Source organism: Flavobacterium sp. (genome assembly GCF_049590715.1).
In the GTDB taxonomy this organism is placed as follows: Bacteria; Bacteroidota; Bacteroidia; order Flavobacteriales; family Flavobacteriaceae; genus Flavobacterium.
In genome coordinates this window covers 1-1724 of record NZ_JBAWDL010000239.1, presented here as the reverse complement: position 1 = coordinate 1724, position 1724 = coordinate 1, and the positions used below count along the sequence as shown (strand labels likewise).

The following is a 1724-nucleotide window of genomic DNA, read 5'->3' as shown; positions in this document are numbered from 1 at the left end:
GCATAACTTCATTTCGAACTTCATTAAATCTCTCTTTTAGTTCTTGTGTTGTGAATTGATAAATTGGGTCAATTGAAATACATTTTTTTCCTTCTGAGTCCATTTCGAAATTGAAACTTGCTGGACCATCTCCAAAACTTATTATTCTTCTATTCAAATCCGATTCACTCAAATTGAACATATTTTTGTATTCTGATAAATTTCTGCCCCAAGGGACTACATTTTTTAATTCGAAAGCCATTTTCTACGATTTTATTTTTTTGAATTGCACACAACGTTCTCGCGCCTTGCGCCGTTTGCGACTTACGAAGACGAGTATTTTCGGCTAAACGAAAATACGAATTAAAAACGATAATTCCACTAAATTCGCAAATGGCGCAAGACGTGTGTTAGCCGTTGTTTTTTTTATTTCACAGATAATTTAAAGTCAATATTGCTTGTATTTCACTCAAGTGTCCATAATTTGACATACCTAAATACTTAAAATTCTCTTCGACAAAACCTTTTAATTCGTAGTAATTTTTATGATACGTTTGAGATATTACAGCAACATTTTTATTATTGCTCAACAGATGTAAATATTCAAAATTTTCAAACTTCCCTTTCACTATTCTCTTTTCAAATCCATCTATTTCTTTGAAACTTTTGATATTATGTTTTTTAAAAAAATCAATTGTTTCTAATTTATTATTTGAAAATTGAATTGAAAGCAATCTAGTTTTGAATTGATATAATATAATTAGCCCAAAAATCAATGTTCCAAAGAATCCATATAATATTTGTTCTGTATGTTTTTCAAAATCATTCTTAAATAATCCATCAAGTAATCCGATTAAGAAAAACACACAGAAAAAAAACATTAGAAATGGTAATAAGTAAATTCTAAAATTAAATTCTGATTTCATATCTATTTCTGTTTTTTAGTAAAATAACGGCTAACGTTATGCCACTTTGAGATGGCTGGAAGTTCGTAACCGCTCAATTTTCGGCTTATCGAAAACTCGATGCGAAACGATAATTCCACTAAACTCCAGCTAGCTCAAAATGGCGGTTAGCAGTAGTGAATCGTTATTTATTTCCATTTTCATAGTATTCTTTCAACCATTTTTTTTCATGAATCGCGACTTCTGGCGCAAGAGGATTTTCTGAATAGTTTATAATTTCGTCTAAGCATAATTCTTTAAGTTTTTCGTCAGGATTTCCAAATTCTAAAATCAAATGAGCTGTCCACAATTGGATAAAATATTGCCCTTCCTTTAGGTACGTAGCAAATTCTTCTAACAAATTTTTTTCAAAATAAAGTTTGGCAATTTGTACTAATTCTTTGTAACCGTTATTTTTATTACTTATGAAATCCGTTGGTTTAATTCCGGCAAAATAATATTCTTTGCAGTAAAATAAATATGATGAATTTTTTTGAACTTGCTCTATAGTCATTGATTTTAGTATGTTGGTTTTTCATTACTGCTAACGTTCTGGCGCTACACGAGGTTTGGGATTAAAGATGCGAGATTTTTCGGTTAAACACAAATTTTCCAAATACAAAACAATCTTTAAATTCAGCCAAATGCCCAAATCTCGTGTAACGCCTGTTATCTGTCGTTCTTTTTTTTTCTCATTTTTGTTTTGGAAGTTTGAATTATTTTCTATTATATTTGTAACCAATGTCTAATGTTGTATAATTTGGTTATGAGTGAATATTTAACTATTTCAGAAACAGCAAA

3 protein-coding genes are annotated in these 1724 nt (G+C 29.7%); all 3 read right to left on the bottom strand.

Features of this window, described 5'->3' with window-relative positions; translation table 11 throughout:
• Positions 1-241: hypothetical protein (locus WBQ70_RS10675; protein WP_423913907.1), on the bottom strand; the 241-nt coding region annotated here is incomplete at its 3' end.
• Positions 242-410: 169 nt separating this feature from the next.
• Positions 411-905, bottom strand: coding sequence for a hypothetical protein (locus WBQ70_RS10670; protein WP_423913906.1), 495 nt, complete (start codon positions 903-905; stop codon positions 411-413).
• A gap of 163 nt (positions 906-1068) precedes the next feature.
• The gene (locus WBQ70_RS10665; protein WP_423913904.1) at positions 1069-1437 is read right to left on the bottom strand and encodes a hypothetical protein; all 369 of its coding nucleotides are present in this window, start codon (positions 1435-1437) and stop codon (positions 1069-1071) included.
• Between the last annotated feature and the right edge of the window lie 287 nt (positions 1438-1724).